General features: G+C 60.5%; 27 protein-coding genes and 1 tRNA gene. 18 read left to right on the top strand and 10 right to left on the bottom strand.

All coding sequences use genetic code 11. The features are described 5' to 3' along the window. The 5 genes from LAO20_06300 to LAO20_06320 all read left to right on the top strand — a co-directional run. Positions 1 to 1,250: hypothetical protein (locus LAO20_06300; GenBank protein ID MBZ5531023.1), on the top strand; the 1,250-nt coding region annotated here is incomplete at its 5' end. Further along, positions 1,244 to 1,519: a hypothetical protein gene (locus LAO20_06305; protein ID MBZ5531024.1), complete on the top strand. Its 276-nt coding sequence runs from the start codon at positions 1,244 to 1,246 to the stop codon at positions 1,517 to 1,519. The genes LAO20_06300 and LAO20_06305, both read left to right, overlap by 7 nt. A gap of 141 nt (positions 1,520 to 1,660) precedes the next feature. Then, entirely contained in the window at positions 1,661 to 3,259 is a 1,599-nt protein-coding gene (gene lysS / locus LAO20_06310) for a lysine--tRNA ligase (GenBank protein ID MBZ5531025.1), read from the top strand. Positions 3,260 to 3,345: 86 nt separating this feature from the next. Next, positions 3,346 to 3,984 (top strand): hypothetical protein, encoded by a 639-nt coding sequence (locus LAO20_06315; GenBank protein MBZ5531026.1) that lies wholly within the window; start codon positions 3,346 to 3,348, stop codon positions 3,982 to 3,984. Positions 3,985 to 4,096: 112 nt separating this feature from the next. Next, on the top strand, positions 4,097 to 4,624 hold the full coding sequence (locus LAO20_06320; GenBank protein ID MBZ5531027.1) for a hypothetical protein: 528 nt from the start codon (positions 4,097 to 4,099) through the stop codon (positions 4,622 to 4,624). 26 nt (positions 4,625 to 4,650) lie between these two features. Here LAO20_06320 and LAO20_06325 read toward each other — a convergent pair whose 3' ends face one another. From LAO20_06325 to LAO20_06350, 6 genes are all read right to left on the bottom strand, one after another. Continuing rightward, complete coding sequence (locus LAO20_06325; protein MBZ5531028.1) at positions 4,651 to 5,307, bottom strand: hypothetical protein; 657 nt, start codon at positions 5,305 to 5,307, stop codon at positions 4,651 to 4,653. After that, positions 5,273 to 5,944, bottom strand: a complete 672-nt coding sequence (locus tag LAO20_06330) for a DUF4252 domain-containing protein (GenBank protein MBZ5531029.1) — start codon at positions 5,942 to 5,944, stop codon at positions 5,273 to 5,275. The genes LAO20_06325 and LAO20_06330 overlap by 35 nt, the downstream gene beginning before the upstream one ends. Further along, positions 5,941 to 6,366 (bottom strand): anti-sigma factor, encoded by a 426-nt coding sequence (locus tag LAO20_06335; protein ID MBZ5531030.1) that lies wholly within the window; start codon positions 6,364 to 6,366, stop codon positions 5,941 to 5,943. The genes LAO20_06330 and LAO20_06335 overlap by 4 nt, the downstream gene beginning before the upstream one ends. Continuing rightward, entirely contained in the window at positions 6,353 to 6,931 is a 579-nt protein-coding gene (locus LAO20_06340) for an RNA polymerase sigma factor (GenBank protein ID MBZ5531031.1), read from the bottom strand. Before LAO20_06340 ends, LAO20_06335 begins: the two co-directional genes overlap by 14 nt. A 164-nt stretch (positions 6,932 to 7,095) precedes the next feature. After that, the gene (locus LAO20_06345; protein ID MBZ5531032.1) at positions 7,096 to 7,890 is read right to left on the bottom strand and encodes a fumarylacetoacetate hydrolase family protein; all 795 of its coding nucleotides are present in this window, start codon (positions 7,888 to 7,890) and stop codon (positions 7,096 to 7,098) included. 136 nt (positions 7,891 to 8,026) lie between these two features. Then, complete coding sequence (locus LAO20_06350; GenBank protein ID MBZ5531033.1) at positions 8,027 to 8,560, bottom strand: nuclear transport factor 2 family protein; 534 nt, start codon at positions 8,558 to 8,560, stop codon at positions 8,027 to 8,029. A 221-nt stretch (positions 8,561 to 8,781) separates the two neighbouring features. On the opposite strand from LAO20_06350, the gene LAO20_06355 reads away from it, so the two are divergent. The 12 genes from LAO20_06355 (at position 8,782) to LAO20_06410 (ending at position 21,722) form a co-directional block, all read left to right on the top strand. Further along, positions 8,782 to 9,321 (top strand): DUF1572 domain-containing protein, encoded by a 540-nt coding sequence (locus LAO20_06355; protein MBZ5531034.1) that lies wholly within the window; start codon positions 8,782 to 8,784, stop codon positions 9,319 to 9,321. A 161-nt stretch (positions 9,322 to 9,482) separates the two neighbouring features. Beyond that, on the top strand, positions 9,483 to 10,919 hold the full coding sequence (locus LAO20_06360) for an amino acid permease (protein ID MBZ5531035.1): 1,437 nt from the start codon (positions 9,483 to 9,485) through the stop codon (positions 10,917 to 10,919). 18 nt (positions 10,920 to 10,937) lie between these two features. Beyond that, positions 10,938 to 12,065 carry an aminotransferase class I/II-fold pyridoxal phosphate-dependent enzyme gene (locus LAO20_06365; protein MBZ5531036.1) on the top strand — a complete coding sequence of 376 codons (1,128 nt, stop codon included), beginning with the start codon at positions 10,938 to 10,940 and terminating at the stop codon, positions 12,063 to 12,065. A 65-nt stretch (positions 12,066 to 12,130) separates the two neighbouring features. Further along, a complete protein-coding gene (locus tag LAO20_06370) occupies positions 12,131 to 12,652 on the top strand; it encodes a lipocalin family protein (protein ID MBZ5531037.1) in 522 nt (173 codons plus the stop codon). A gap of 94 nt (positions 12,653 to 12,746) precedes the next feature. Next, complete coding sequence (locus LAO20_06375) at positions 12,747 to 13,535, top strand: crotonase/enoyl-CoA hydratase family protein (GenBank protein ID MBZ5531038.1); 789 nt, start codon at positions 12,747 to 12,749, stop codon at positions 13,533 to 13,535. A gap of 74 nt (positions 13,536 to 13,609) precedes the next feature. Continuing rightward, positions 13,610 to 16,078, top strand: a complete 2,469-nt coding sequence (locus LAO20_06380) for an ABC transporter permease (GenBank protein ID MBZ5531039.1) — start codon at positions 13,610 to 13,612, stop codon at positions 16,076 to 16,078. A 79-nt stretch (positions 16,079 to 16,157) separates the two neighbouring features. Continuing rightward, positions 16,158 to 16,715, top strand: a complete 558-nt coding sequence (locus LAO20_06385; protein ID MBZ5531040.1) for a hypothetical protein — start codon at positions 16,158 to 16,160, stop codon at positions 16,713 to 16,715. A 109-nt stretch (positions 16,716 to 16,824) separates the two neighbouring features. Further along, the gene (locus tag LAO20_06390) at positions 16,825 to 18,207 is read left to right on the top strand and encodes an efflux RND transporter periplasmic adaptor subunit (protein MBZ5531041.1); all 1,383 of its coding nucleotides are present in this window, start codon (positions 16,825 to 16,827) and stop codon (positions 18,205 to 18,207) included. 9 nt (positions 18,208 to 18,216) lie between these two features. Beyond that, positions 18,217 to 19,017: an ABC transporter ATP-binding protein gene (locus tag LAO20_06395; protein MBZ5531042.1), complete on the top strand. Its 801-nt coding sequence runs from the start codon at positions 18,217 to 18,219 to the stop codon at positions 19,015 to 19,017. Positions 19,018 to 19,024: 7 nt separating this feature from the next. After that, positions 19,025 to 20,245 (top strand): ABC transporter permease, encoded by a 1,221-nt coding sequence (locus LAO20_06400; GenBank protein MBZ5531043.1) that lies wholly within the window; start codon positions 19,025 to 19,027, stop codon positions 20,243 to 20,245. Positions 20,246 to 20,270: 25 nt separating this feature from the next. Then, the gene (locus LAO20_06405) at positions 20,271 to 21,488 is read left to right on the top strand and encodes an ABC transporter permease (GenBank protein MBZ5531044.1); all 1,218 of its coding nucleotides are present in this window, start codon (positions 20,271 to 20,273) and stop codon (positions 21,486 to 21,488) included. Between the two features lie 9 nt (positions 21,489 to 21,497). Next, positions 21,498 to 21,722 (top strand): type II toxin-antitoxin system Phd/YefM family antitoxin, encoded by a 225-nt coding sequence (locus LAO20_06410; GenBank protein MBZ5531045.1) that lies wholly within the window; start codon positions 21,498 to 21,500, stop codon positions 21,720 to 21,722. A 15-nt stretch (positions 21,723 to 21,737) separates the two neighbouring features. On the opposite strand, the gene LAO20_06415 is transcribed toward LAO20_06410, so the two are convergent. The 4 genes from LAO20_06415 to LAO20_06430 all read right to left on the bottom strand — a co-directional run bounded on the left by LAO20_06415 (position 21,738) and on the right by LAO20_06430 (position 24,246). Continuing rightward, a complete protein-coding gene (locus LAO20_06415; GenBank protein ID MBZ5531046.1) occupies positions 21,738 to 22,226 on the bottom strand; it encodes a hypothetical protein in 489 nt (162 codons plus the stop codon). Between the two features lie 177 nt (positions 22,227 to 22,403). Then, positions 22,404 to 22,479: transfer RNA gene (locus tag LAO20_06420), tRNA-Lys, on the bottom strand. A 144-nt stretch (positions 22,480 to 22,623) separates the two neighbouring features. Continuing rightward, positions 22,624 to 23,211, bottom strand: a complete 588-nt coding sequence (locus LAO20_06425; GenBank protein ID MBZ5531047.1) for an outer membrane beta-barrel protein — start codon at positions 23,209 to 23,211, stop codon at positions 22,624 to 22,626. Positions 23,212 to 23,640: 429 nt separating this feature from the next. Continuing rightward, positions 23,641 to 24,246 (bottom strand): hypothetical protein, encoded by a 606-nt coding sequence (locus LAO20_06430; protein ID MBZ5531048.1) that lies wholly within the window; start codon positions 24,244 to 24,246, stop codon positions 23,641 to 23,643. Positions 24,247 to 24,443: 197 nt separating this feature from the next. Between LAO20_06430 and LAO20_06435 the strand changes: the two genes are divergently transcribed. Then, the gene (locus LAO20_06435) at positions 24,444 to 24,716 is read left to right on the top strand and encodes a hypothetical protein (protein ID MBZ5531049.1); all 273 of its coding nucleotides are present in this window, start codon (positions 24,444 to 24,446) and stop codon (positions 24,714 to 24,716) included. Positions 24,717 to 24,888 lie beyond the last annotated feature (172 nt).

Raw genomic sequence — 24,888 nt, forward strand, 5'->3', positions numbered from 1 at the left:
GCGGGATCGGTTCGCTCATCGGATTGTTTGGCGGCGGCTCCTCTCTCGGGTCGGCGAATGTAGCTGGAGCCAACGATGCTGGCGGCGGATTGTTCGGCGGCCTGGGAGCGATGGCGCCGGCGGCCGGCATTCCCGGCGGAACTGCAAGCTTCGGAGCGGGCGGCGGCTTCACCGCTTCGTCGGCGTTGACCACGGCAAGCCTGAGCAGCAGTGGACGCGTAGCTTTTGGGACGCCTTCATCGAATAAGAGTCCCATTCCGATTTTCGGCAGCGGTGCGACGCTGGGTCAAAGCATTGCTGGATTCGGCGCACTGGGCCTCTCGATGGTTGGCGGTAAATTTGGCGGCGGCGTGGGGCAGGCCGGTGGAATCATCACTTCACTTGCGCTCATGGCGGCCATGAATCCCACTGGCCCGGCCGGAATGCTGCTGGGTCATCTCGGATTGATGGGCGGCGCCGGCGGCACGATGGGCACGCTTGGCGGCGCACTTCTTGGAGCAATAGGGCCAGGGCTTCTTGGATTCGGAGTTGGACAGAACTTCGGGCCAGTGGGCGGGACGCTGATTGGCGGCGGCCTTGGCGCGGGCGCGGGCGCGTTGTTGGGACTTGCGGGCGCGCCATTCACGATGGGCGTAAGCATTCTTATCGGCGCGCTGGCGGGCGCGGTCGGTGGGCTACTGGGTGGACTCTTTGGCGCGGGCAAACGCCGCAAGCAAGCGAACGCCTTCGCCGACACGCTGCTGCCGGAAGTAAAGAAAATCGAGGACGACTACAAGAGCTTTGGCCTTGACTCGGCCAGCGCGATCTCGCAGTTGGAAGCGCTGCGCACGCAGGCCGAGCAGCAGATGAAAGCGCTGAAGGGCGAAGGCAGCTCGGTGCTGAACAACAAGATCGGGCCGACGATTGATGCGGCGGAGAAAGACATCAAAGGCTTCCAGGCGGACCGCGATCACCGCAGTTCGCTCACGTTCGGAGCGCCGGAATTCGCGCGCGGCGGATGGACAGGGAGCGCGCGAGGAGGATTTGCGGCCGTGCTTCACCCTGATGAGTTCGTAGTGAAAGCGCCCTACGCGGCCAAGAACCGAGGCGCGTTGGAGGCGATGAATGCCGGCGGCAGCGCGGGGGGATTTAGCATGGGTGATCTACACATCCACACTCCAACATTTGATCGCAAGTATGTCCGCAGCTCTGAGTTCCGCGAGGACCTGAAGGCCGCCATCGGCGGGATGAGGAAGGAAGGGCAGTGGTGAAACAAATCGAGCCGGTGCGAGTGTCGGAACACGATGCGATAGAGGCGTGTACGCAGGTTCTCGGATTCATCCTCTCGCACCTGGTGCTACTCGATCCTTACGCGAAGATAGAAGGGCGCAAGTCAACGCTTCTGCAAACTCTCAAAGCAGACACAGAGAGCAGTGAGCTGCCGGATGACTCTAAAAAGTTGATCTATGGCATCATCCAAGGTGCTGAGTTGAGCCTAAAGGCAGCGGTCGAAGGGTATAACAAAACGCATGAAGCGTAAGCCGCGCGGCCCCCTCTTCCCCCCCTGCCGCACTGTCATATAAGTCCTGTTTTTGGGGTCTTACTGTCACGTAAAGTCTGTTTTACTGTCACGGAGCGCCGGTAGCCCCACCGCGTCTCCGCGGTGAGTTCGCTCCCGGCAATGTTTATAATCGAACGTCGCATCACCGAGGCAAACCCAACCGTGTCCTTCGAGAAAAGCACTTACGAACTGCGCCAGCAGAAGCTGCGCGAGATTGCTGCGCTGGGCCAGGAGGCCTATCCCCACAAGTTCGCGTTCACCCACACTGTGCCAGAAATTCTGGCCGGCTTCAGCCACAACACGGCGGAAGAACTGGAACGCGGCCGCGTCAACGTGAAAGTTGCCGGACGGCTGATTTCCATCCGGCTGCAGGGCAAAGCCGGGTTCGCCCACCTGCAGCAGGGCGGACAGCGCCTGCAGATCTACGTGAAGCTGGACTTCGTCGGCGAAAAGGGCTTTGCGCTGTACAAGCTTCTCGATTTGGGAGACCACGTCGGCGTGCGCGGCTATTTGTTCCGCACCCGCACCGGCGAGCTGACCATCCACGTGGAGGAGATCACCTTCCTGAGTAAAGACCTGCTGCCGCTGCCGGAGAAATGGCACGGCCTGCAGGACGTGGAACTGCGCTATCGCCAGCGCTACGTGGACATGGTGATGAACCAGGACGTGCGCGAAGTCTTCGTCAAGCGCAGCAAAGTGGTGCAATCCATGCGGCGTTTTTTTGACGCGCGCGGTTACGTGGAAGTGGAAACGCCCATGATGCAGCCCATCGCCGGCGGCGCCACGGCGCGGCCGTTTGTTACCCACCACAACACGTTGGACATTGACCTTTATTTGCGCATCGCGCCGGAGCTGTATCTCAAACGGCTGGTCGTCGGCGGGTTGGACCGCGTGTATGAAATCAACCGCAACTTCCGCAATGAGGGCATTTCCACGCAGCACAACCCTGAGTTCACCATGCTGGAGTTCTACCAGGCCTACGCCGACTACAAAGACATGATGCAGATCACCGAAGACCTGCTGTCCCAGGTGGCGCAGGACGTGAACGGCTCTACCAAGGCAACATTCAACGACCACGAGATTAACTTCGCAAATTGGCAACGGCTCTCCATGCGCGAAGCCATCATTAAATACTGGCCGGAAGCCGCCGCACCAAAACCGGAGATGGCGGACTTTGCATCGAACGATTCCGTGGGCAAACTAGTGCAGCGGCTCAACGCGAAACACACGCCGCACATGCCTTACGATCCCAAAGACCCGGCGGGCAAGACCATTGCCGCCATGTTTGAGGCCGTGGCGGAAGAACACCTGATCCAGCCGACCATCCTGTATGACTTTCCTGTGGCCATTTCGCCGCTATCGAAAAACAAGCGCGACGAGCCGGACTGGGTGGAGCGTTTTGAAGTGTTTGTCGGCGGGCTGGAAATCGGCAACGCCTTCAGCGAGCTCAACGATCCGGAAGAGCAGCGCCGCCGCTTTGAGCAGCAGCTCAAGGAAAAAGAGCGCGGCGACGAAGAAGCGCACGCCATGGATGAGGACTACATCCGCGCGCTGTCATACGGCCTGCCGCCGACGGGCGGCGAGGGTATCGGCATTGATCGCGTGACCATGCTGCTCACGGGCTGCAAGTCCATCCGCGACGTGATCCTGTTCCCCCTGCTGCGTCCGCAGGCCCCGCAGGAGATTGTGGTGGAAGAGCCGGAAACCGGAAAAAAGTAGCTCAACCCTGCCCGCTCTGCTCTAGAATTCCATCGGCTGCGCGACTCTTGGCCGCTATCAGCCTTGGGTTGCCCGTAAGGAGAAACATGCGGAAGTGGGGCATTGTCGTCACCATCGCTTACCTGCTGGTCCTGTTGGGACTGGTTGTCCCGTTCGCCGTTTCCCAATTCGGAGGTAGCAGCAGCATCGCGGAATCGTATACCAGCTGGTGGACGTGGATTCCCCTGGGGATCGCCGTGTTCAGCCAGGCCCTTCTCCTCTTTCTGTCCGTGGACACCTCCTGGCGGCGGCTCAAACCGCGGGCCCACGTTCTTGTTTCCTGCGTCTTCACGGCGGCGATGCTGGCCCTGCTCTCCAGTTGCGTCATTCTCTCCCTAGATGCTGCAACCAGAAACCACATTGCCGACGCACCGTACTTTTTTGGCGGGTTGGGCGTGCTCTGGGGGTTTTGGGCGATTCTGTTTTACCTTTATGCCCGCAATTCCAGCGACGTGATCACCCGCGCCACCTCCTGGCTGCTCAAAGGCAGCGTGCTGGAACTGCTGATCGCCGTGCCTTCGCACATCATCGTGCGGCGCCGTCATGATTGTTCAGCCCCGGTAGTGACCAGCTTCGGCATAGCCACCGGCATCGCCATCATGCTCATGTCGTTTGGTCCCAGCGTGCTTCTGCTTTACAAGAAACGCATGGACGAGTACGCGAACCGCGGCCCCGCGGCAAAATGAAGCCTGGAAGTTACCGCCGTACCTGCGTGGCGAACATTCACTCTTGATCTGCGTCCGCCTGCTGTTAACATCAAGGCAAGCTGAATCTATTTGTTCACGCACAAGAGGGTCTATGCGCCGTTTCTTCCTGATTCTCACCATCGTCGTGCTGGCTGTTGGGCTTGCTCAGCCGCAAACCCTGCCGGCCGGCTGGGTGAAATACTCTTCGGTGGAAGGAAAATTCACTGTCTTGTTGCCGGTGAATCCGCAACCCAGTGAGGACAAGAAGACCTATCCTGAAGGTGACGTGGTCACGCACATGTTCTTGGCCAAACCCAATGATTTGTGGCTTTGCGCCATTGGTTATACCGACTACCCGATGGACGTGAATGCAGAAAAGGAACTGGCCGCGGACCGCGACAATTTTGTAAAGGAAGTGGGCGCTACCATCTCCACCACGGAGCGGACAAATTACACGCGCGTGCCTGGCGACCTGCTCCCAGCGTTGCAGTTTGTCGCCACCAGCGACGCCGGAACCTTCAAAGGGACCGTGGTTTTGGACAACCGCCGCGCCTACATCGCCGTCACCTTCAACCGCGCCGGCAGTGACCACACAGCGGACATCGAACGCTTTTTCTCTTCGTTTAAGCTCACGAAATAATTTCGCGTGGAGCGGACCTCAGCTTTCTAGAGCCACAACGCTGGATCGCCGGAAAAGGGCAGGCACGTTCCATCCCAATCTGCTGGAGTTACTGACGCCAGTTCCGTTTCCGCGGGGCGGTCCTGCTGTGGCCTGCGGTCTTTCTTATGCCGTCTTCCGCTGGAGAATACGTTGTCGCCGTCAATCACCTGGAATAGTTTGTCGGGATTGACTTTTACCTGCACCACTACGGCCTCACTCGGCTGCACGCTCACCACCAGCAACTGCAGGTCTTCATTCTTGCCCGCGCCTGTGTCTTTGGCGTAGATGAACGTATGTTCTCCGCTGCGCCGCGAATAGCTGCGCACCATGGGCTGCCAGCCGTTGCCGCCCGCGCGCTGCACGATCTCATCCAGTTCCTTGTCCATGCCGCTGTTGCGCAGGCGCTGATTTTCAAACAGAGCGATCTTTACGTTCTTCACGCCGGCTACATGCCAGACCTTCACTGCCAGGCCGGCAACGCCCAGGATGAAACGATGGTTGCGGTGCACCTGGTAGCGGGCCTCAATGTGGTGGACGATGTTGCCAAAATCGTCGCCGTACGCCCGGCCGCTGCCCAGACCTAGCATCGCGGACAAGGCGCTGACCAGCACGGTGGCCCGGCGAATGCTACTCGTCTTCATCGTCTTGGGCCAAGTTTTCATGGGCGCTCTCCTTCTTGTCCTTGTCGGGCTTGTCGGATTTTTTCTGTGAGGCCGGTTTGTGCCGCGGCCGGTCGTCATCTTTGTCTTTGATGTCATCCGGGATGCCGAACTTGCCGCCCAGCACGGCGATCTTGTCCATATCCACAAAGCCGACGATGTTCACCACCGTCAACTCTTTCGGCCCGGTCACCAGGATGGCCAGTCCGGCAATCTTGTCGCCGTCCTTCAGCAGGTAGATCTCGCTGTGCTGGTGCTGTCGCTTGTTGACGCTTCTTACAATGGGGCTCCAGCCGGGACGCGCAAGCTGAGAACGGATGGCCTGCACGTCCGCCTGGTCATACTGGCCGGGTTCGTCAAACTCAAAGTTCTTGACGTAGATCCCTTTCACGCCCTTGATGGCGTCTTTGACGTCCTTGGCATCGGAGTCGCCTGACATCTCCAGGACCTTGCTGGCCAACGCCAGCAGCGGACCATCCAGCGTGATGTCATTGACCACTGAGGCCTTGTTGCTCAGCTTCTCCAGGTTCGGCAACTCCAGCTTGCCCGGTTGCGCGAAGCCCGGCAGCGGCGCCAGCGCCATCGCCAATGCCAGCGCCAGAAAAATTCGCGGCAGGGTTTTTGTTTTCAAGGTTCTCATAAGCTCTGTCTCCTGATCTTTTGTTCTTGCCGGTTTTCCGGGGCAGCCGGTTCGTTCACCTGTTTGAATACCTGGTTCAGCTTCACATTGGTAATCCGCAGGGCCAGCATCACTTTCTGCTCAGCTTCCTTACCCGATTTGAGTTCCGCCAGGCGCTGCGCTTCTTTCGCTTGTTGTACATGCCTGTATTCGCCGTACCCCAAACCCAGGCCAATCGCCAGCGCCAGAGTCGCCACCGCGCCGGTCAGGGCCGGACGCGCGGTCAGCCATCTTAGCCACGGTGACCGTTGCGTTTTCTGCCGCGATGCCGCGGCCTTGGCCTCCTGCTCCTGCCTGACGCGGGCCATCACCCTCTGGGTGAAAGCTGGGCCCGGGTCCTGTCGGCGCAGCGCTTTGCGCAAATCGTCTTCAGAAAATTGCATAACGTACCTCTCCCAGCTTGCGGCTGAGTTTCCTGCGTAATTCTTCCAGCGAGCGGTGCAGCGTGCTCTTCACCGTGTTGACCGGCACCTTCATCACTTCCGCGATCTCCGCCGGCCCCAGGCCTTCCTGGTAGCGCAGCACCACCATCATGCGCTGCCGGTCCGCCAGCGCGGCCAGCGAGTTCTGCAGGTTAGCGGTGAGCAGCGGGTCGGCATCCGGCTCTTGGTGGACCGGCTCCGGCGTATCGTCCAGGGCCAGTTCCTTGCGATGTTTGCGGCGGCGCGCCTGGTCAATGCAGCGGTTCACCGCCACGCGCCGCAGCCAGTACGTCAGATGGGCCGCGGACTTGATGTCCGCCAACCTCTGGTACAGCTCCAGAAAGACTTCCTGCGCCAGGTCTTCCGACAAAGAGCGGTCCTGCAAGAAGTTCCAGGCAATGCTGAACACCATGGCCTGGTGGGCCTGGACAATCTCGGCGAAGGCCGACCCGTCGCCCCGCGGCGATTGCGCCTCTCGCAGGGCTGATTCCAGTCGGTCTTGCCGCGCCTGTTGTTCGACGTCCAAAATTGGCCTCTTCTGGAGACTAATACGCAGTCCAGTCCCAAACGGGTGCAAAGAAAATAGTCGCCCCACAAGTCCTTTTGCCTGAGTTCTCTAGCCTTCGCGGGGACCGTATTCAGCGGCTCATCGTCAACGCGACTTCTCGTCCGCATGACACCGCAGCCAGATCACGGTGCGTCCGCCACCGGGTTCCGCAACGTGCCCAGTCCCCCGATGGTTACTTCCACCACATCACCGGCCACAACAGGACCGCCGCCGGCGGGAGCGCCGGTCAAGACCAGGTCGCCGCGATTCATGGTCATCCTGCGCGAGATGTAGCGCAGCAGCACGTCGAGCGGGAAGATGAAATCCACGGTGTCGGCCAGCTGCCTCTGCTTCCCATTCACACGGCTTTCCAAAGGGACGCCCCGCCAGGGGTCCAGGCCGTCATGCACCACAGGCCCGACGGGGCAGAAGGTGTCGAAGCTCCTGGCGCGGGTCCCCGGGTCGTCACTTTCCTCAAGATCGCGGGCGGTAACGTCGTTGGCGATGGTGTAGCCTGCAATGTAACCTCGCACGTCTTCGTCATCACGGAGATTGCTGCAGCGTTTGGCGATGACTACGGCCAGCTCGCCTCCGAATTCCACTTGCTGCGAAATCCTGGGGCGCAGAATGGTTTCGCCATGCGCGATGATGGAAGACGGCGGCTTCATGAAAATCAGCGGCTCGGCCACTTTAAGAAACTGGGCGACGATGCCCCACTCCAGGTAGTTTCGTCCGCTACAAATGATCTGTGAGGGCTGCACGGGCGCGAGCAACGGGGCGGACGCCAGCGGTATGGCCGGGATTTTTTGGCCGCCTGCTGCATCCGGAACGCCTCCTTCGACTCTAGGAAGAATGTGGGTGATTTGTTCGTCTCCGGCGACAGTCTCCACCATCCCGTATTGCGGCCCCGCGGACGTGGAAAAACGGCAGTAGATCATCGGCGCTATTGTAAAGCGCAGAGGGCGAACCGATGGCAGGCTACGCGCAGTCTCGCGCGTTCCTCAGCGGCGGCTCGAGGCGCTGCAGGTTTGATGGCCGAATTAGAAGAGAAATCGGAGACGTCGCGCAGGCACTTTACGGTGCTACTCGAGTTGTTTGAAAGACGACGAGTTTCCAGTTGCCGTTCTGTTTCACCCAAACCCGGGTGTTGCGCACGTCGCCACTGTATGGCTTCCCGTTGACGACCGTCTTGACAGAGGCCAGGGCGTTCACCACCGCCGTGTCTCCATAGACGCGTATCTTCGCTTCGCGCACAGTGATCGATTCGTACTTGGTAGTACCGGACCTGAAATTCTCGATCTCCTGAGCCTTCGTGGTCAGAATACCATCGCCGTGGATAGCCACGTAATCATCGGCGTAATACTTCTCCATAACGCTGGTGTCGCTTTTCAAAATGGCCTGAAGAACCTGTCCTTGAAGCGCCTTGATTTCTTGCTGGGTATTGCCGTCTGCGGCCTTGGCGCCTTGTTGGACAGCAGTGCCGCTGCCCGCGGTCTGCCCACTTTCCTTGGGGCTGGCTGGTGGACTTCCGGTTTGGCTCGAAGCCATCGGCGCCGCCAACAAGCAAAACGCAGCAGCGCTCAAAGTCAAAACTTTGACGTTTCTCATGGTGAAGCTCCTGTAAGGGGGATGCGAGCCGGTCTGGAAGTCGGCTGAGGATACGCTAGGCCTTCAGCACTGTCAAGAATACGGATCGCGTGAAACCATGACTCAGGTTCTTGCTTAGCCTCCGGCCCGCCCTCCCGCCCGCAACCTTGTTAAACTTGCTATTCGACTCCATCCTCAAGGAGAACACCCTCGTGGCTGATGACACTTCCCTTGCCGCCGCCATCCTGGATGAAGCCCGCCGCAGCTTTCGCGGCTACAAACGCCTGGCTGACGGCGCCCTGGCCCAGGTGGATGACCGCGGCTTCTTTTACGTGCCCGATCCGGAGTCCAACAGCATCGCCATCCTGGTAAAGCATATTTCCGGCAACCTGCGGTCGCGCTGGACGGACTTTCTGACCACTGACGGCGAAAAACCCGACCGCGATCGCGACCAGGAATTCATCATCACGCCGGAAAATACCCGCCAGGACCTGATGCAGCGCTGGGAAGCCGCCTTTGAAACGACTTTCAACACGCTGCAGAGCCTTACGCCGGAGGATTTTTCGCGCACGGTGTACATCCGTGGCGACGCCCACACGATTCTGCAGGCCATCAACCGCAGCCTGAACCACATTGTCAGCCACATTGGGCAGATTCAATACGTGGCCAAGCTGGTGCAAGGCACAAACTGGCAGACACTGAGCGTTCCTCGGGGAAAGTCCAAAGAATTTAATGCCATGAAGAAGGAAGACCGCAAAGGCATCGCACCGACGAGGGGTTGAAAGGTGTGAGTGAGAATCGGCAATCGATATTCATCAAAGTTCCCTCATCCCGGCGGCTGTGAGCAATCGTGCGGGTCTCAACGAAATATTTCAACCCTTGACTCCGCCTGCCGAAACAGGCTTATATCAATGCCACCCTAAGGCAAGCTGATCGGCACATATTGGCCCAGCCAACCAAACTCGTCCGCCGTCTCTCCCTCACTGATTCCGTCTTGTTGCTGGCCGGGGGCATCATCGGCTCTGGAATTTTCCTCACCGCCCAGGACATCGCTCTCAACACGCGGCGGCCCTGGCTGTTTCTGGGAGTGTGGGCAATTGGCATGGTCATTACTCTGCTGGCGTGCTTTGCCTTTGCCGAGATGGGCGCCATGTTCCCCGAAGCCGGCGGGCAATACGTGTACATGCGCGAGGCTTACGGCGAATTTGTCGCCTTCCTCTACGGATGGATGATTTTTACCGTGAGCAACGGCGGGACCATCGCCGCGCTGGCCGCCGGCTTTGCTTTGTACGTGGGCAGCCTGCTCCCGTCGCTGGACATCAACCACGCCGTGCTGACCCTCGGCCCCATGGCCTACACCCAAGGACATCGCCTCATAACTCTGGGGCCTTTTGCGCTTACCCGCGGGCATCTGGTGGCGATCACCGCCATCGCTTTCCAGACGGCGATGAACGTTTTTGGTTTGCGATGGGGCGCGATCCTGCAGAACATCGCCACCTGGATGAAATTTGCCGCCATCGCTGCGTTTGTGGTGTTGGGTCTGGCCATCGGACACGGATCGTGGGGCCACTACTCGGCCACGCTTCCGGCGACGAGCGGCTCGCCTTCTCTGTTTGCTGGCGTGGGTGTGGCGCTGATTGCCGTTTTCTGGGCGTTTGATGGCTGGGTGTACATCACATGGATTTCCGGTGAGGTGAAAGACCCACAGCGCAACCTGCCGCGCTCGCTGGTGCTGGGCCTGCTGATTGTCGGGGTGATTTACCTGGCCATCAATGCTGTTTATCTCTACGCGCTGCCCATGAGCGAAATTGGCGCGCAGACGGCGGTGGCCCAGGCCGCGGCGGTTTCCATGTTCTCGCCCGGCGCGGCGCGCTGGTTGTCATTCATGATCGCCGTCTCATGCTTCGGCGCAATGGCCAGTTGCGTCATGTCCGGCGCGCGCGTGTATTACGCCATGGCCGACGACGGCGTCTTCTTCCGCACGCTGGCCAATGTGCATCCGCGATGGCGCACTCCGGTTTCCAGCCTGGTATTACAGGCGATCTGGGCCGCGGCCCTGACGCTCAGCGGCAAGTATGACGAACTGTTCACCTACGTGATGTTCATGATGGTGCTCAGCTACATGCTCACCGTGGCTGCGCTGTTCGTGCTCCGCCGCAAGTTGCCCGACGCGGAGCGCCCTTACCGTTGCGCCGGCTATCCGTGGCTGCCCGGACTCTACATTCTGCTGGCCGGCGTCTGGGCCTGGTACGCGGTGGCTGAACGCCCCAAAGAAGCCATCGCCGGAGTGGTGATCGTGCTGGCGGGTGTACCATTTTATCTTTATTGGCGCTGGCGGAAGAAGAAGCATCCCGCGGCGGAGGCTCTTCCTCGCTTCTAAGATTGAACGGCGTGCTTTATGAATTTCCAGAACTTCGAACTCGAACACTTCCAGTCGCTTTACGAACGCACTGTGGACATCAACCTGGCGGACAGCTCGGTGAAATGCGCCGGCGTCCGCGACCTGCTGGGCGACGATGCCACCTCGCTGACGGACCTTCCTCTTTATTACCCGGAAGTCAACGGCACAATGCTCCTGCGTGAACGCATCGCTGCCCTTTATCCCGGCTGCAACCCCAACAACGTTCTGGTCACCGTGGGCGCGGCCCAAGCCAACTGGATGGCCTGCGAGACGCTCCTGGAGCCGAGCGATGAAGTTATTGTCGTCTCACCTGGGTACCGTCAGGTGTGGGGATTGGCGAAAAACCTGGGCTGCGTGGTCAAGGAAGCGCGTCTGCGTCCGGAAAACAATTGGAAACTCGATCTGGACGAACTGGAGTTGCTCACCGGCAGCAAGACCAAGCTGGTCGCCGTGGTGAATCCCAACAATCCTACGGGAAGCATTCTTAGCAAAGACGAAATGCAACGCATCGTGAAGATCTGCGCCAAGCACGGCGCGTGGCTCCACGCCGACGAAGTCTATCGCGGGACTGAGCTGCAATCACCCGAATCGCCGAGTTTCTGGGGCATGTATGACAAGCTGATCTGCGTCAACAGTCTGTCGAAGGCTTACGGCCTGGCGGGGCTGCGCATTGGCTGGGCTGTGGCTTCATCGCAGATCGTTGAAGACTTGTGGCGTCGCCACGAATATGCCGTCATCGCCGCCGCCGGACCGAGCATGAAGCTGGCGGAGATCGCGCTGGCGCCGGAAAAGCGCCAGATGCTGCTCGACCGCCAGAGAAATCTCTCGCGCGAAGGACACGCGGTTCTGTCCAACTGGGTAAGCCAACAGCAAGGCCGCTTCTCCGTGCACAAAGCCGTCGCCACTTCGATTGCGTTTGTGGGCTATAACTTCGGCATGCCGTCGGTCGAACTGGCCAACCACATTCGCGAAAAAGCTTCCGTGCTGGTGGCGCCCGGCGCGTACCTGGGAACGGAACACCACCTGCGCATCACCGTGGGCTACGAGCCGGAGAAGATCAGAACAGCGCTGGGAAGAATCCGCGCCGCTGTGGCTGAGTTGCAACTGGCATCGTCAGTACAATAAGGACTGGCCTACGGGCGCACCCAGCGCGTAGCGCCAATGGGAGAGCAGTCGTGAAGTTTCTTGGCCTGATAGCTTCCCTTTTTGCCACGGCAAGTTTGCATGCGAGCGCAGCACAAGGTGGCACCCCTCCGCCGTTGGTGCCCGTCAACCACGTGGACCTGCAGCGCTATGCCGGTAAATGGTTTGAAATTGCCCGCTATCCCAACCGTTTCCAACGCGCTTGCCAGTCTGACGCCACAGCCGTGTACACGTTGCTCAAGAACGGCAAAGTCCAGGTGGTGAACGCTTGCCGCAAATCGAATGGAAGCACAAAAGATGTCAGGGGCACGGCCAAAGCCGTCGATGCAAGCAACGCGCGTCTGAAGGTCACTTTTTTCTGGCCGTTTTACGGCGACTACTGGATCATCGCTCTGGATCCCGACTACTCCTGGGCTGTGGTGGGCGAGCCGGGGCGCAAGTATCTCTGGATCCTGAGCCGCACTCCACAGATGACCGAGGCAGACTACCTCAAGGCGCTGGACGAGGTGCGCCGGACAAGTTACGATCCGGCGCGGTTAATAAAGACGCCCCAGTCCGGCCATGAATAGGGGCCTGTCGCGGTCTGGCTATCCTTGATGGTTGCATCGGCGCCAACGGAGTCACGGTTTGCGTGGACGACCTCATTTGCGGAAAAAGGAAGCTATGCAACAAGAATCGGCTTCTGTAGAGCTCAAACGCGACGGCGACGTCCTGATCGTCACCATCAACCGTCCGCAGGCGCGCAACGCGGTTGACTCCGCCACCGCGAGCAAACTCGCCGACGCCTTCCAGGCTTTTGACCACGATGCCAACGTGCACGTCGCCATTCTCACCGGCGCAGGCGGGACATTCTGCGCGGGAGCCGATCTGCGCGAAATCGCCGAGGGCCGCCGTCCTCCGGTGGACCCTGCGGGCACGGGCCCCATGGGTCCGACGTGGCTGCAGATGAGCAAGCCGGTGATCGCCGCCATCGAAGGCCACGCCGTAGCCGGCGGACTGGAACTTGCCGTGTGGTGCGATCTGCGCATCGCCGCACGCGATGCCGTGCTGGGCGTCTTCAACCGCCGCTTTGGCGTACCCCTGATTGATCTGGGCACAGTGCGGCTGCCGCGCATGATCGGCCACAGCCGGGCGTTGGACCTGATTCTCACCGGCCGCGCAGTGCCTGCTGACGAAGCTTTGCAGATGGGGCTAGTCAATCGCGTGGTGGAAAAAGGTAAGTCGCTGGAAGCGGCGGTGGAACTGGCCCGCACGCTGGCGGAATTCCCCCAGCAAGGGCTACGCGGCGATCGCCTGTCCGCGATCGAACAATGGTCGCTTTCCTGGGACGAGGCCCGCCGCAACGAACTCAAGCGCGGACTAGAAACGCTGAACTCCGGCGAGGCGCACACCGGCGCGGAGAAATTCTCTTCCGGCGCCGGCAGGCACGGACGCTCCACCGTTGACAAATAGGCGGCTTGGCCGTCCTATGTTAGCCTGGGCCGTTTGCAAGATTGTCCCAGCACCCGGCCGTACGGAAATTGTTGATGAACACGTTGCTCAAAGACCTCACCTACGCTTTCCGCGGCCTCGCCAAGAACCCGGGGTTCGCCCTTGCAGCGGTGTTGTCCTTGATGATCGGCATTGGCGCCAACACCACTATCTTCAGCGTGACCAGCGCGCTCTTCCTGAATCCCCTGCCCTACAAAGATGCCGGCCGCCTGACGATCCTCTGGAACCGCTCGCCCGGCCTGAACATTACGCAGGACTGGTTCTCCACCGCGCAATATTTTGACGTCAAGAATACGAGCAAGAGCTTTGAGGACGTGGCCATCGCCATCGGCGGCGTGCAGAACCTCACCGGTAACGGCGAACCGGAGCGAGTCGGCGCCATCCTGGTGTCATCCAACTTGTTGCCGATGCTGGGCGCGCACGCTGAGCACGGCCGGCTGTTCAATGCGCAGGATGACGTCCCCGGCGGCGCGGGCGTGGCGATTCTGGGCCACGGCACGTGGCTGCGGCGTTACGGCGCGGACCCGCGGGTGATTGGCAAGTCGCTCACCATGAACGGCAAGACCTACCAGATTGTGGGCGTGCTGCCGGGATCTTTTTCTCTGCCGCGCGAAGTCATGCCCACGCTGGACGGCGCGGAAGATGCCGAAGTCCTTCTGCCTTTGCCGATGGCCGCCGACGCGGCGTCCAATCGCGGGCACGAAGATTACAACATCGTCGCCAAGTTGAGGCCCGGAGTCACCGCGCGCCAGGCGCAAGCGGAAATGGACACGCTGACCGCGCGCCTGCGCCATGACTTCCCCGACCTCTATCCGCCCAACGGCGGGTTGACCTTTGGCGTGGTGCCGCTGCTCGAGCAAGTGGTGGGCGACGTCCGCATGCCGCTGCGCCTGATGTCCGGCGCGGTGGGCCTGGTGCTGCTGATCGCGTGCGTCAACGTGGCCAACCTTCTGCTTTCGCGCGCGCTCGCCCGGCAAAAGGAAATTGCCATCCGCGCTGCGCTGGGCGCCAGCCGCAAACGGCTCTTGCGCCAACTGCTTACGGAGAGCGTGGCGCTCGCGCTGCTAGGCGGCGTGCTGGGCGTGCTGTTCTCCGCCCTCAGCCTGCAACTGGTGCGCGTGCTCGGCGCGAAACGCATTCCCCGGCTGCATGAGATCGCCATTAACGGCGAAGTTCTGCTGTTCACGCTGGGCCTGTCCATCTTGGCGGGAATCATTTTTGGCCTGGCGCCGGCGTTGCGCGTCTGCCGTCGCGACGTCCAATCCAATTTGCAGGACGCCTCGCGCGGCTCTTCAGGCGCCAGCGCCGTCTGGGGACGCGGCAACAACCTGCGCCGGCTGCTGGTGATCGCCGAACTGGCGCTTTCCGTAGTCGTGCTGGTGGCCGCCGGACTGTTGATTCGCAGCTTCGCGCGCCTGCAAAACGTTTCACCGGGATTCAACTCGAACGGCGTGCTCACTCTCGAGCTCACCATGAGCGGACGCCGCTACGGCGACAAGCAAGCCGTGCTGCAAACCTATCATCAACTCTGGGAGCGGCTGGAACGGCTGCCCGGCGTCAGCTCTGCCGGCGCTGTATCTCACCTGCCGCTCAGCCAGATGTTTGCCTGGGGACCCATCACTGTGGAAGGCCGCGCTCCCGCGCCGGGTGAGAACTTTATCAACGCCGATATTCGCATTGCCGCCGGACATTATTTTGAGGCCATGCAGATTCCGCTGCTCAAAGGCCGCCTGCTCAACGACCAGGACACGCCGGATTCGCCGCGCGTGGCGGTGGTGGACGAATACATGGCGCAGCAGATGTGGCCGGGACAGGACGCGCTGGGCAAGCGCTTCCACTTCGGCGGCCTGAATGACAAAGCGAACTGGATCATCGTGGTGGGCATTGTGGGCCGCATCAAGCAGTACACGCTGGACGCCGACTCGCGCATCGCCTATTACGTCCCGCAGACGCAGTATCCGGTGCGGGCGATGAATGTGGTACTGCGCAGCGGCTCAGCCCCGGCGGCGCTGACCTCCGCCGTGCGAAGTGAAATCCATGAGCTCGACTCCGACTTGCCGCTCTACAACGTGCTCACCATGCAGCAGCGCGTGGCGGCGTCGCTGGCGGAGCGCCGCTTCTCCATGACGCTGCTCTCCATGTTCGCGCTGTTTGCCCTGGGACTGGCCAGCGTCGGCACCTACAGCGTGATCTCTTACCTGGTAAACCAGGGAACGCGTGAGATTGGGATCCGCATGGCGCTGGGGGCAACGCCGCGAAGCATTCTCAACCTGGTCTTGCAGCGCGGCATGTTGATGACCTTGATCGGCGTGGGCGCCGGAGCCTTGCTGGCGCTAGCGGCTGCCCGCTTCATGCGGAGCTTGCTGTTCGGCATCGGCGTGGCCGACCCGCTGACGTTTGCCGCCATCACCGGACTGCTGGCTTTCGTCACCCTGCTGGCTATTTTCTTTCCTGCACGCCGCGCAGCGCGCACCGACCCGATGATTTCGCTACGCTGTGAGTAGGCCCGGCTGTGAGCGAACCCGGCGCGCATAAGCAGTGCGGGTAATCAGGCAACCCCAAAATAGAGCAAGCCATCCTTGTATGAGGTATCTAAGGGACAAGCACTTCTTTGTTCCTGTAAACATCCTGCGCCGCGATAGACTGGAAGACGTGAAGAAAACCCTGAGAAGTTTGCTCGTTGTGATTGCCCTTGCGTCTGTGGCCCTGGCCGTTGCCCAGCAAGTGAAGTTGTCTGAACCGTTCTCTAAGGCGTCGCTGGCGGCGCTGAAGGCCATCAATGCGGGAAGCTGGGAGTTCCCTTCGTCGGTTGAAACGTTGCAGGCCCAGCAGGCTGACGTGAAAGTGAAGATGGCAGCCTGCCATGACGCTGCCCAGTCCGAAGACGACGCCGATGCCTTCATCTTCCTGCAGCGATATCAGCTCAAGCACAGCCAGAATTTCAACGACTACACCCGCGCCATCTCCGAAGCCGCCAGCAAGCGGACGGGGAAAGACACCTTGCCGCGGGCGATTGCCCAGGTCTCCGCCAACCCCAGGTTCGTGGCCCGCAAGAAACAAGAGTTGGCTTGCTCCGCCGCCTTGGAAAAGGCGCTGCAATCGCGCCTATTCGCCCCGCCGGCAGCGTGCGACCTGTATTAGCGCGCATCCGCAACTTATCGAGTTGTCTCTGAGCCGCAGTCCCAATCCGCCGTGGGATTAGTTATGATGGTGGGTTAAGACCCATCTCTCTCAGGGAAACAACGAACCAGTGAAGCTCACAAAGAGCAGAATTCTGATTGCCGTCCTGCTGCTGGCGGGCGTGGCCACAGTTGCCGCTTTCATGCTGCGCGGCAAGGCGCCGGTGCAGTACTACACCGCGCGCGTCGAACAGGGCGACATCAAGCAAGTGGTGGAGGCCACCGGCACCATCAATGCGGTGATCACCGTGCAGGTGGGGTCGCAGGTTTCCGGGACCATCGCCAAGCTGTATGCGGACTTCAACTCGCACGTGAAGAAGGGCCAACTGGTGGCGCAGATTGATCCGGCGCTGTTTGAAGGGGCCATCGCGCAAGCCAAAGCCGACTTGGAAAATGCCAAGGCCAATTTGGCGGTGGCCGTGGCCAATACCGTCAAGGCCCGGGCCAACGCCGTCCAGACCAAAGCGGATTATGCGCGCGGATTGGGGTTGGCCCAGCAAGGCGTGATCAGCCCGCAGGCCCTGGACCTGGCCAAGGCCAACGCCGAAAGCGCGGAAGCCCAGGTGGCAGCGGCCCTGGCATCAGAGCAGCAAGCGCGCGCGCAGGTCCTGCAGAAGCAGGCCGCGGTGCAAGTTTCGCAGACCAACCTGGATTACACCACCATCCACGCGCCGATTGACGGCACCGTGGTGGCGCGCAACGTGGACGTAGGCCAAACGGTGGCCGCTTCACTGCAAGCTCCCACGCTGTTCACCATCGCACAAGACCTCACCAAGATGCAGGTCTACGCCAAGACCGATGAATCCGACGTCGGGCAGATTCGCGCCGGCCAGAAAGTCTCTTTCAAAGTAGACGCCTACCCGCGCGACACATTCTCCGGCGTGGTTTCCCAGGTGCGCATGAACTCCACCGTGGTGCAGAACGTGGTGACCTATGACACCATCATTGACTTCAACAATCCTGACCTGAAACTGTTTCCCGGCATGACCGCTTACGTGACCATCCCGGTGGCGACTGTGGCCAATGTCGCGAAGATTCCCAACGGCGCTTTGCGTTACAAGCCGGACTTGTCGCCTGAAGAAATCCGCGCGCTCTACCAGAAATACGGAATTCCCGAGAGCATCGGCCCGCGACCGCAGCCAGCCAAGGGAGACAACGCGCCGGCAGCCAAAGGCCGGCCGGGAAGCGTGGCTGTCGCGAAGCCTCCGGCCCCAATTGGCGAGGGCCAGGGTGCGCGCAGTGAAACCCAGGTGGTGTGGAAGCTGCTTCCTGACCAGACCCTGGCGCCGGTGCGCATCAAGACCGGCATCACCGACCACACTTTCACCGAGTTGGTCCAGGAATTGAACGGCGCGTTGAAGGACGGGGATGAGCTGGTCACCGGCGTCGCCCAAGGACGCAGCTCCGGCAGCGCTCCGCGCATGGGCGGGCCCGGCGCGCCGCGTGGACGCTAACGTGTGGGCATGAGCGCACCCGCACCCAACTCGCCCAGCGCTACGCAAGTTCTCCCCACTGCACCGGCGACAGGACAAGTGGTCATTGACGTGGCCGACCTGCACAAGACCTACCAGTTGGGCGAAACCCAGGTGCACGCTCTGCGCGGCATCAACCTCCAGATCCGCCAAGGGGAATTTGTGGCCATCATGGGCGCCAGCGGCAGCGGCAAATCCACTTTTATGAACATTGTCGGATGCCTGGATAAGCCCAGTTCCGGAAAGTATCTGCTGGAAGGCATTGACGTGGCCGGGCTGGAAAAGCGCGAGCTGGCCGGCATTCGCAACCGTAAAATCGGCTTCGTATTTCAGGGATTCAACTTGCTGGCCCGCACCACGGCGCTGGAAAACACCGAACTGCCCACGCTCTACGCGCGCATTGACAAGACGGAACGCCACCAACGCGCCGTGGACGCGCTGAAGATGGTCGGCCTGGCGGAGCGCATGGACCATTACCCTTCGCAGCTCTCCGGCGGCCAGCAACAACGCGTGGCTATTGCCCGCGCACTGGTCAACCGCCCTTCGATCCTGCTGGCGGACGAGCCCACGGGCAACCTGGACAGCCGGACGTCGGTGGAAGTCATGGAGATTTTTCAGTCGCTCAACCAGCGCGGCTTGACCATCATCCTGGTGACGCACGAGCACGATATCGCGCAGTTCGCCAAGCGGAGCATTGTCTTTCGCGACGGCAAGATCCGGCGGGATGAGACCATCGCCAACCAGGCGGTGGCGTCCGACGTGCTGAAGACCATGCCGGCGGTGGAAGAGTAGAAAGTTTATGGATTTGCTTTCCACAATCCGCACAGCATTCCGCGCTCTCACGCGCAACAAGATGCGCTCCGTCCTCACCATGCTGGGGATCATCATCGGCGTGGGCGCGGTGATCGCGCTGGTGGGGATTGGCCAGGGCGCGGACCAGACCATGCAAAAGCAGATCGCCAACCTGGGATCCAACATGCTGTTTGTCAGCTCCGGTTCCAGGAACCTGGGCGGCTTGCGGCTGGGCTGGGGAGCCACCAAAACCCTGGTGCGCGACGACGTCACCGCCATGGTGAAGGAGTGCCACGCCGTGGAGTCGGCTGCGCCGGGCACGCAAACCACCGCGCAGGTAGTCTACGGCAACGACAATTGGGGCACGCGCATTACCGGCACCACGCCGGAGTATTTTGACATTCGCACATGGCCGTTCCAGAACGGCGCCAGCTTCACCGCGGACGACGTCACCACCGCGGCCAACGTGGCGGTGATTGGCGATACGGTGCGCAAGAACCTTTTTGCCGTGACCGATCCCGTGGGCAAGACCATCCGCATCGGGAATTTGCCGTTCCTGGTGGTGGGCGTGCTGGTGGCCAAGGGACAATCGCCGGCCATGAGTGAGGACCAGGACGACACCATCATTGTCCCCATCACCACTCTGCAAAAGAAGATTACGGGACAGACCTGGCTGCGCTTTGTGATGGTGTCTGCCAAGTCGCGCGGGGCCAGCTACGCGGCGCAACAGCAGATTGAATCGCTGCTGCGTGACCGTCACCGCATTCGCGAAGGCGAGCCCAATGACTTTACCGTGCGCAACCTGGCCGAGTTTGCCGAAGCGGCGTCGGAGACCAGCAGCGTGATGACGCTGCTGCTCGGCTCCATCGCCGGCATCTCGTTGCTGGTGGGCGGAGTGATGATCATGAACATCATGCTGGTTTCGGTCACCGAGCGCACGCGGGAGATCGGCATCCGCCTGGCGATTGGCGCGACGGAGAGTGACGTCCAGTGGCAATTCCTGACCGAAGCCGTGGTGATCAGCTTGATTGGCGGCGCGATTGGCATTGTCCTGGGCGTGAGCGCCTCGTTTGCCATTTCCACCACCGTGGGATGGCCCATCCTGGTTTCCCCCACGGCCATTGCCGCAGCCGTGGGCGTGGCCATGGCGGTGGGAATTTTCTTTGGCTTTTATCCGGCGCAGAAAGCGGCCCAACTGGACCCCATTGAGGCGCTGCGCTACGAATAAGCGCTTGCCTTAGAGTGACAACAGAATGTTTTTTGAGACCATCATCCGCGAAGTGTTCAAGGCGCTGGTCCGCAACCGCGTCCGCAGCCTGCTGACCATGCTGGGAATCATTATGGGCGTGGGCTCGTTCATTTGCGTGGTGGCGGTGGGCAACGCAGGGTCCAGCCGCGTGGAAGAGCAACTCCACAACGTCGGCGACAACCTGATCTGGGTGGAAGCCGGCAGCCGCGCGCGCAGCGGAGTCCGCGTTGGCAGCAGGGGGACCAAGACGTTGATTGCGGGAGATGCGCGGGCCGTGCTGGAGCAGATTCCGGGCATCAAGAGCGCGTCTCCGAACGTTGACGGCCACCTCCAGGTCATCTATGGAAACTTGAACTGGGGCACGCAGTATCGCGGCGTGAGTCCCGACTACTTTGACATTCGCAAGTGGGAGATCCAGTACGGCAGCGCTTTCACCCAGGAAGATATGGACCAGAACTCGGCGGTCTGCGTGCTGGGTTACACCGTGGCGACAAACCTGTTCGGCGAAGATGACCCCATCAGCAAGACCGTCAACGCCAAAGGCGTTCCCTTCAAAGTGATCGGCGTGCTTAAACCCAAAGGGTTCTCCGCCACGGGCCAGGACCAGGACGATTTCGTCGTCATGCCGATGACTACGGCGCAAAAACGAATCACCGGAGTGGAGTGGCTAGACGACATCTACTTCTCCGCCACTTCGCGCGAGACCATTCCCGAAACCACCAAGCAGATCATCGCTCTGATGCGGGAACGCCATCACCTGCGTGCGGGCGACGACGATGACTTCAACATCCGCACACCGGAAGAACTCATCCGCGCGCAACTGGCCGCGGCCAACATCTTTACCTGGCTGCTGGGCAGCGCGGCGTCATTGTCGCTGCTGGTGGGGGGCATCGGCATCATGAACATCATGCTGGTCTCGGTCACGCAGCGCACGCGGGAGATCGGCATACGCCTGGCCGTCGGCGCCACGGAGCAGGACATTCAAGCGCAATTCCTGAGCGAAGCCGTGGTCATGAGCCTGATCGGCGGCGTCATGGGCGTGGTCGCCGGCATCGCCGGGGCGTTTCTGCTGAAGACGACGCTGCACTGGGAAATGCAACTGTCTTCACAAGTCATGGTGATTGCCGGCGTGTTCTCAGCTGCTGTAGGAATCTTCTTCGGCTACTACCCGGCAAGAAAAGCGGCGCAGCTGGATCCGATTGAGGGGCTGCGGTACGAGTAGAGCGACTTTATGAAGCAACTGAAGAAAAGCAAACGACCTGTCGTGCTTACGGTGAAGGGGAAGGCGGCAGCCATTGTGCAGGACGCCGAGGCCTACCAGCGTCTGCTCGATATCGCCGCCCAAGCTGATCCACGGGAAGGCATCCGCCAGGGCCTGGAGCAGGCGAAAAGAGAGGTCCGGCCGGTCAGAGAATTTTTTGACGAGTTCGAAGCCACCCATGGCATACCTGGTTAACATGGGTGAGAGGATTTATTGGAATTCCTTGGGGAGAAGTTCTTTTCGAACGAGCTTTAGGCCTTTTCCTTCGACCATCACGTAGTCGTAAAACCCGCAATTCTGTTCGCCCGGGCAGCCATTGATCTTGATCAGCCGGCTGTTGGGATGGAACTCCATGCGCAAGAGCTCTTCGTGTTTTTCCATCCACGCGAGGGGAAGGTCTGCAACCGCAAAGCCGTCGTAAACCATTCCGGTGATTGAGTCCACAACTACAAATGTGCTGCATCCGGCTCCGCAGCCCCATCGTGGAACAGTGCAGTGACCGGCAAACTCCACCGGCGACTTCGCCCCTTCACGAATCACGGTGCGAAACCTTCGCCAATCTCCGCGGAGTTTTGGCGCAACCGGAACGCCGGTGTACACCGGTTCAACCGCGTAGTCTTTGAAATCAGGGCGGGAGGCGGTACGCTGCTGCGCCCAGCCCGCGGCGCCAATCATCAGGAGCAAACATATTGCTTTCATGAGCAGCTCAAGGAGACTAGGAACCTTAAACGGTGAGCGCGGCTGGATTCGATCTTGAGCCGTGCAAGACCTCAGCGGGGAGGCCGACTTGCGCGCCGAGCCGCTTGCGTCAAGCGCAGAAAAATGTCCGCAAGCATCTAAGCCCGCGAGCGGTTTGGAGCGTAGCGACAGAAACAATGGTGAGCGCGGCTGGATTCGAACCAGCGACCCACGCCTTAAAAGGGCGTTGCTCTACCAACTGAGCTACGCGCCCACACTCTTTCTAATTTATCACAGCCGCGGTTTCGCGCCGGGCTGCGGCCCGTCGTGATTTCCACAGTTCTGCCGCGCCCTATTCAATCCGTCGCGAAAAAAAGCAGCCCGCAGGCTGCTTTCGTGATCGGCGATGCTGCTGGCTTTAGAAACGGATCTGCGGACCGGCAGTTACGCGAATATTGTGGTGCGTGCCGCTGGCGAAGTAAATTTCGTCGCCAACTTCCGCGCGGAAGCTGAGCTTGTGTCCAAACTCGATCCCGCCGCCGGGATAAAGGACTCCCTTGGTGACACCGTCATTGATGTTCCCGATCTGGGTGCTGATGGCGCCGGCCGTGACTGGCCCGCCCACGCCAAAGTTCAACAGTCCGGCCTTGGCCATCACGAAGATGCGAACGTCGCCGGTGCTTTGGAACTTGAGACCGGCCACGCCGTGAAGCAGCCTCAGAGTGGACCGCGTAGTGGTGGTCAAAGTGCCCACGGTGACGGTCTGGGTCTTGGTCTTTTCAAAGTCGTACGCCATCTCAGCTTCCAGGACTACGTTCGGCGACGCGTTGATGCCAACCCGAGCGCCCACGCCGAGCATGTTAACGTCGGCTCCCCCCTGGCGGGTGAAGTTAAGAAAAGCACCCAGGTTGCCGCGGTTGTAATCGCTGGTGGACTGGGCCCATGCGCCAGGCGCCAGACAGGCAAAAAACAGAGCAAGTGCACCTAAGATTGCTAAACGTTTCATACTTGTGCGTTCCTCCCGCAGTAGGTTCAAGAAACTCCCAACGGCACCCGAGTCCGTTTGACTCGCCAGTCTGAATTGCAGGTGCGTTGCGTTTCTCATGTCAGTCTGATGCCGCGGAGGCAATTTAGGTAGCCTGCGGCGAACAACCTGCCTTCCCGCGATTCGGGGCGTCAGGCAGCTTTATCACGGCCCTTGTGTAATGCACGGGCGAGTGCCGGAACGAGCCCGCGGAGGGCGTGTGCGACTCAGGGGACACTAAGACTTCATGAAGCTGGGCGGCCCAGTCTTTGACTGGCTCATGTTTGAGAAAAATGCGGGCGACCCAGCCGCAACGCGGTTGGATTGAAGAAGAATTTGCTTCGCTCACGCACGACTAAGCATTGAGGCTGGGCCCCCGCTGCTTTCGAAGCCAAATCGATGATATGCGTTTCAGAAACGGAACTGCGGGCCCACGGTCACGCGGATGTTGTGGTGCAGGCCGTTGGCGGAGTAAATCTCGTCGCCGATCTCCGCGCGCACGCTGAGCCACGTGCGTCCCCACTCAACGCCGCCGCCGGGGTAGTAAATCATCTTGGTGTCACCATCAGTAATATTTCCGATCTGGCTGCCGATGGCGCCGGCGGTGGCTGGACCACCCAGGCCAAAGTTCAGCAGTCCGGCTTTGGCCAGGGCGAAGTAGCGGAAGTTGCCGGTGGTTTGCACCTTGGCGCCGAACACCGCATGCAGCAAGCGCAGGCTGGACCGCGTGGTATTGGTCACGCCGCCGGCCGTCACCGTCTGGGTCTTGGTTTTTTCAAAGTCATACGCCATCTCCGCTTCCAGCACCACGTGCCGGTGGACGTTGAAGCCGATCCGTCCGCCCGCGCCCAGCAGGTTAAAGCCCGCTCCCTGCTGCCGGGTGAAATCAACAAAACCACCCAGCGCGCCGTGGTTGTATGGATTTTTGTCAGCGGTATCAGGCATCTGGGCCGCAGCGCGCGGCGCCAGCCAGGCAAGAGACAGAGCAAGAATAAGTAAGATTGCTGAACGTTTCATGTGTATGCTTTTCTCCCGAAATTTGATGTCGCGACGGCAACCTGGGCTGTCTGCGGACAAAAGATCCGCTCGACGTCCCGCAAGCTCCCCCTTGACGTTTGCACCGCTTGAACCCAAAATTGAACTTTGATTCTATATGCTACCTTACTCCTGCGCGCGAAGACCACGCGCCGGAACACGCAAGCGGAGGGACGTATATGCCCCAAGGGACCCTGGACATCATGAAGCTGGACGGCCAGCCGGTGACCTACCAAGTCATGTTCGAACAAAACCCCGGCGGAACATTCGTGGCCCGCGTGGACGGCGACGAGCTGGTGCCGTTCATGCATGAAGAAATGCGCGTCGCGCTTCCCACCGCCCAGACCGCCGCGCAACGCGTGGAGAAGGAAGGCCGGGTGCGCGTCCCCGGCGTGTTCCTGGAAGAAAACAATCTGCACGCGGTCATGGAGTATTTGGAAGAAGACATATAAGAATCGCCGGGATCGCCGGGATCGCCGTGATCGGAAAGCAAAGAATTACGGCGGAGGCGCGGAGAGACAAATCTACCGCGCGGCGCGGAGAAGAATCAGAAACATCCACCACGGAGACACCGAGGCACGGAGAAATTCGATTTGCGGGATTTTCGATTCCGGCGATGTCGGC

The organism is Terriglobia bacterium (assembly GCA_020072815.1).
GTDB lineage: Bacteria > Acidobacteriota > Terriglobia > Terriglobales > Acidobacteriaceae > Angelobacter.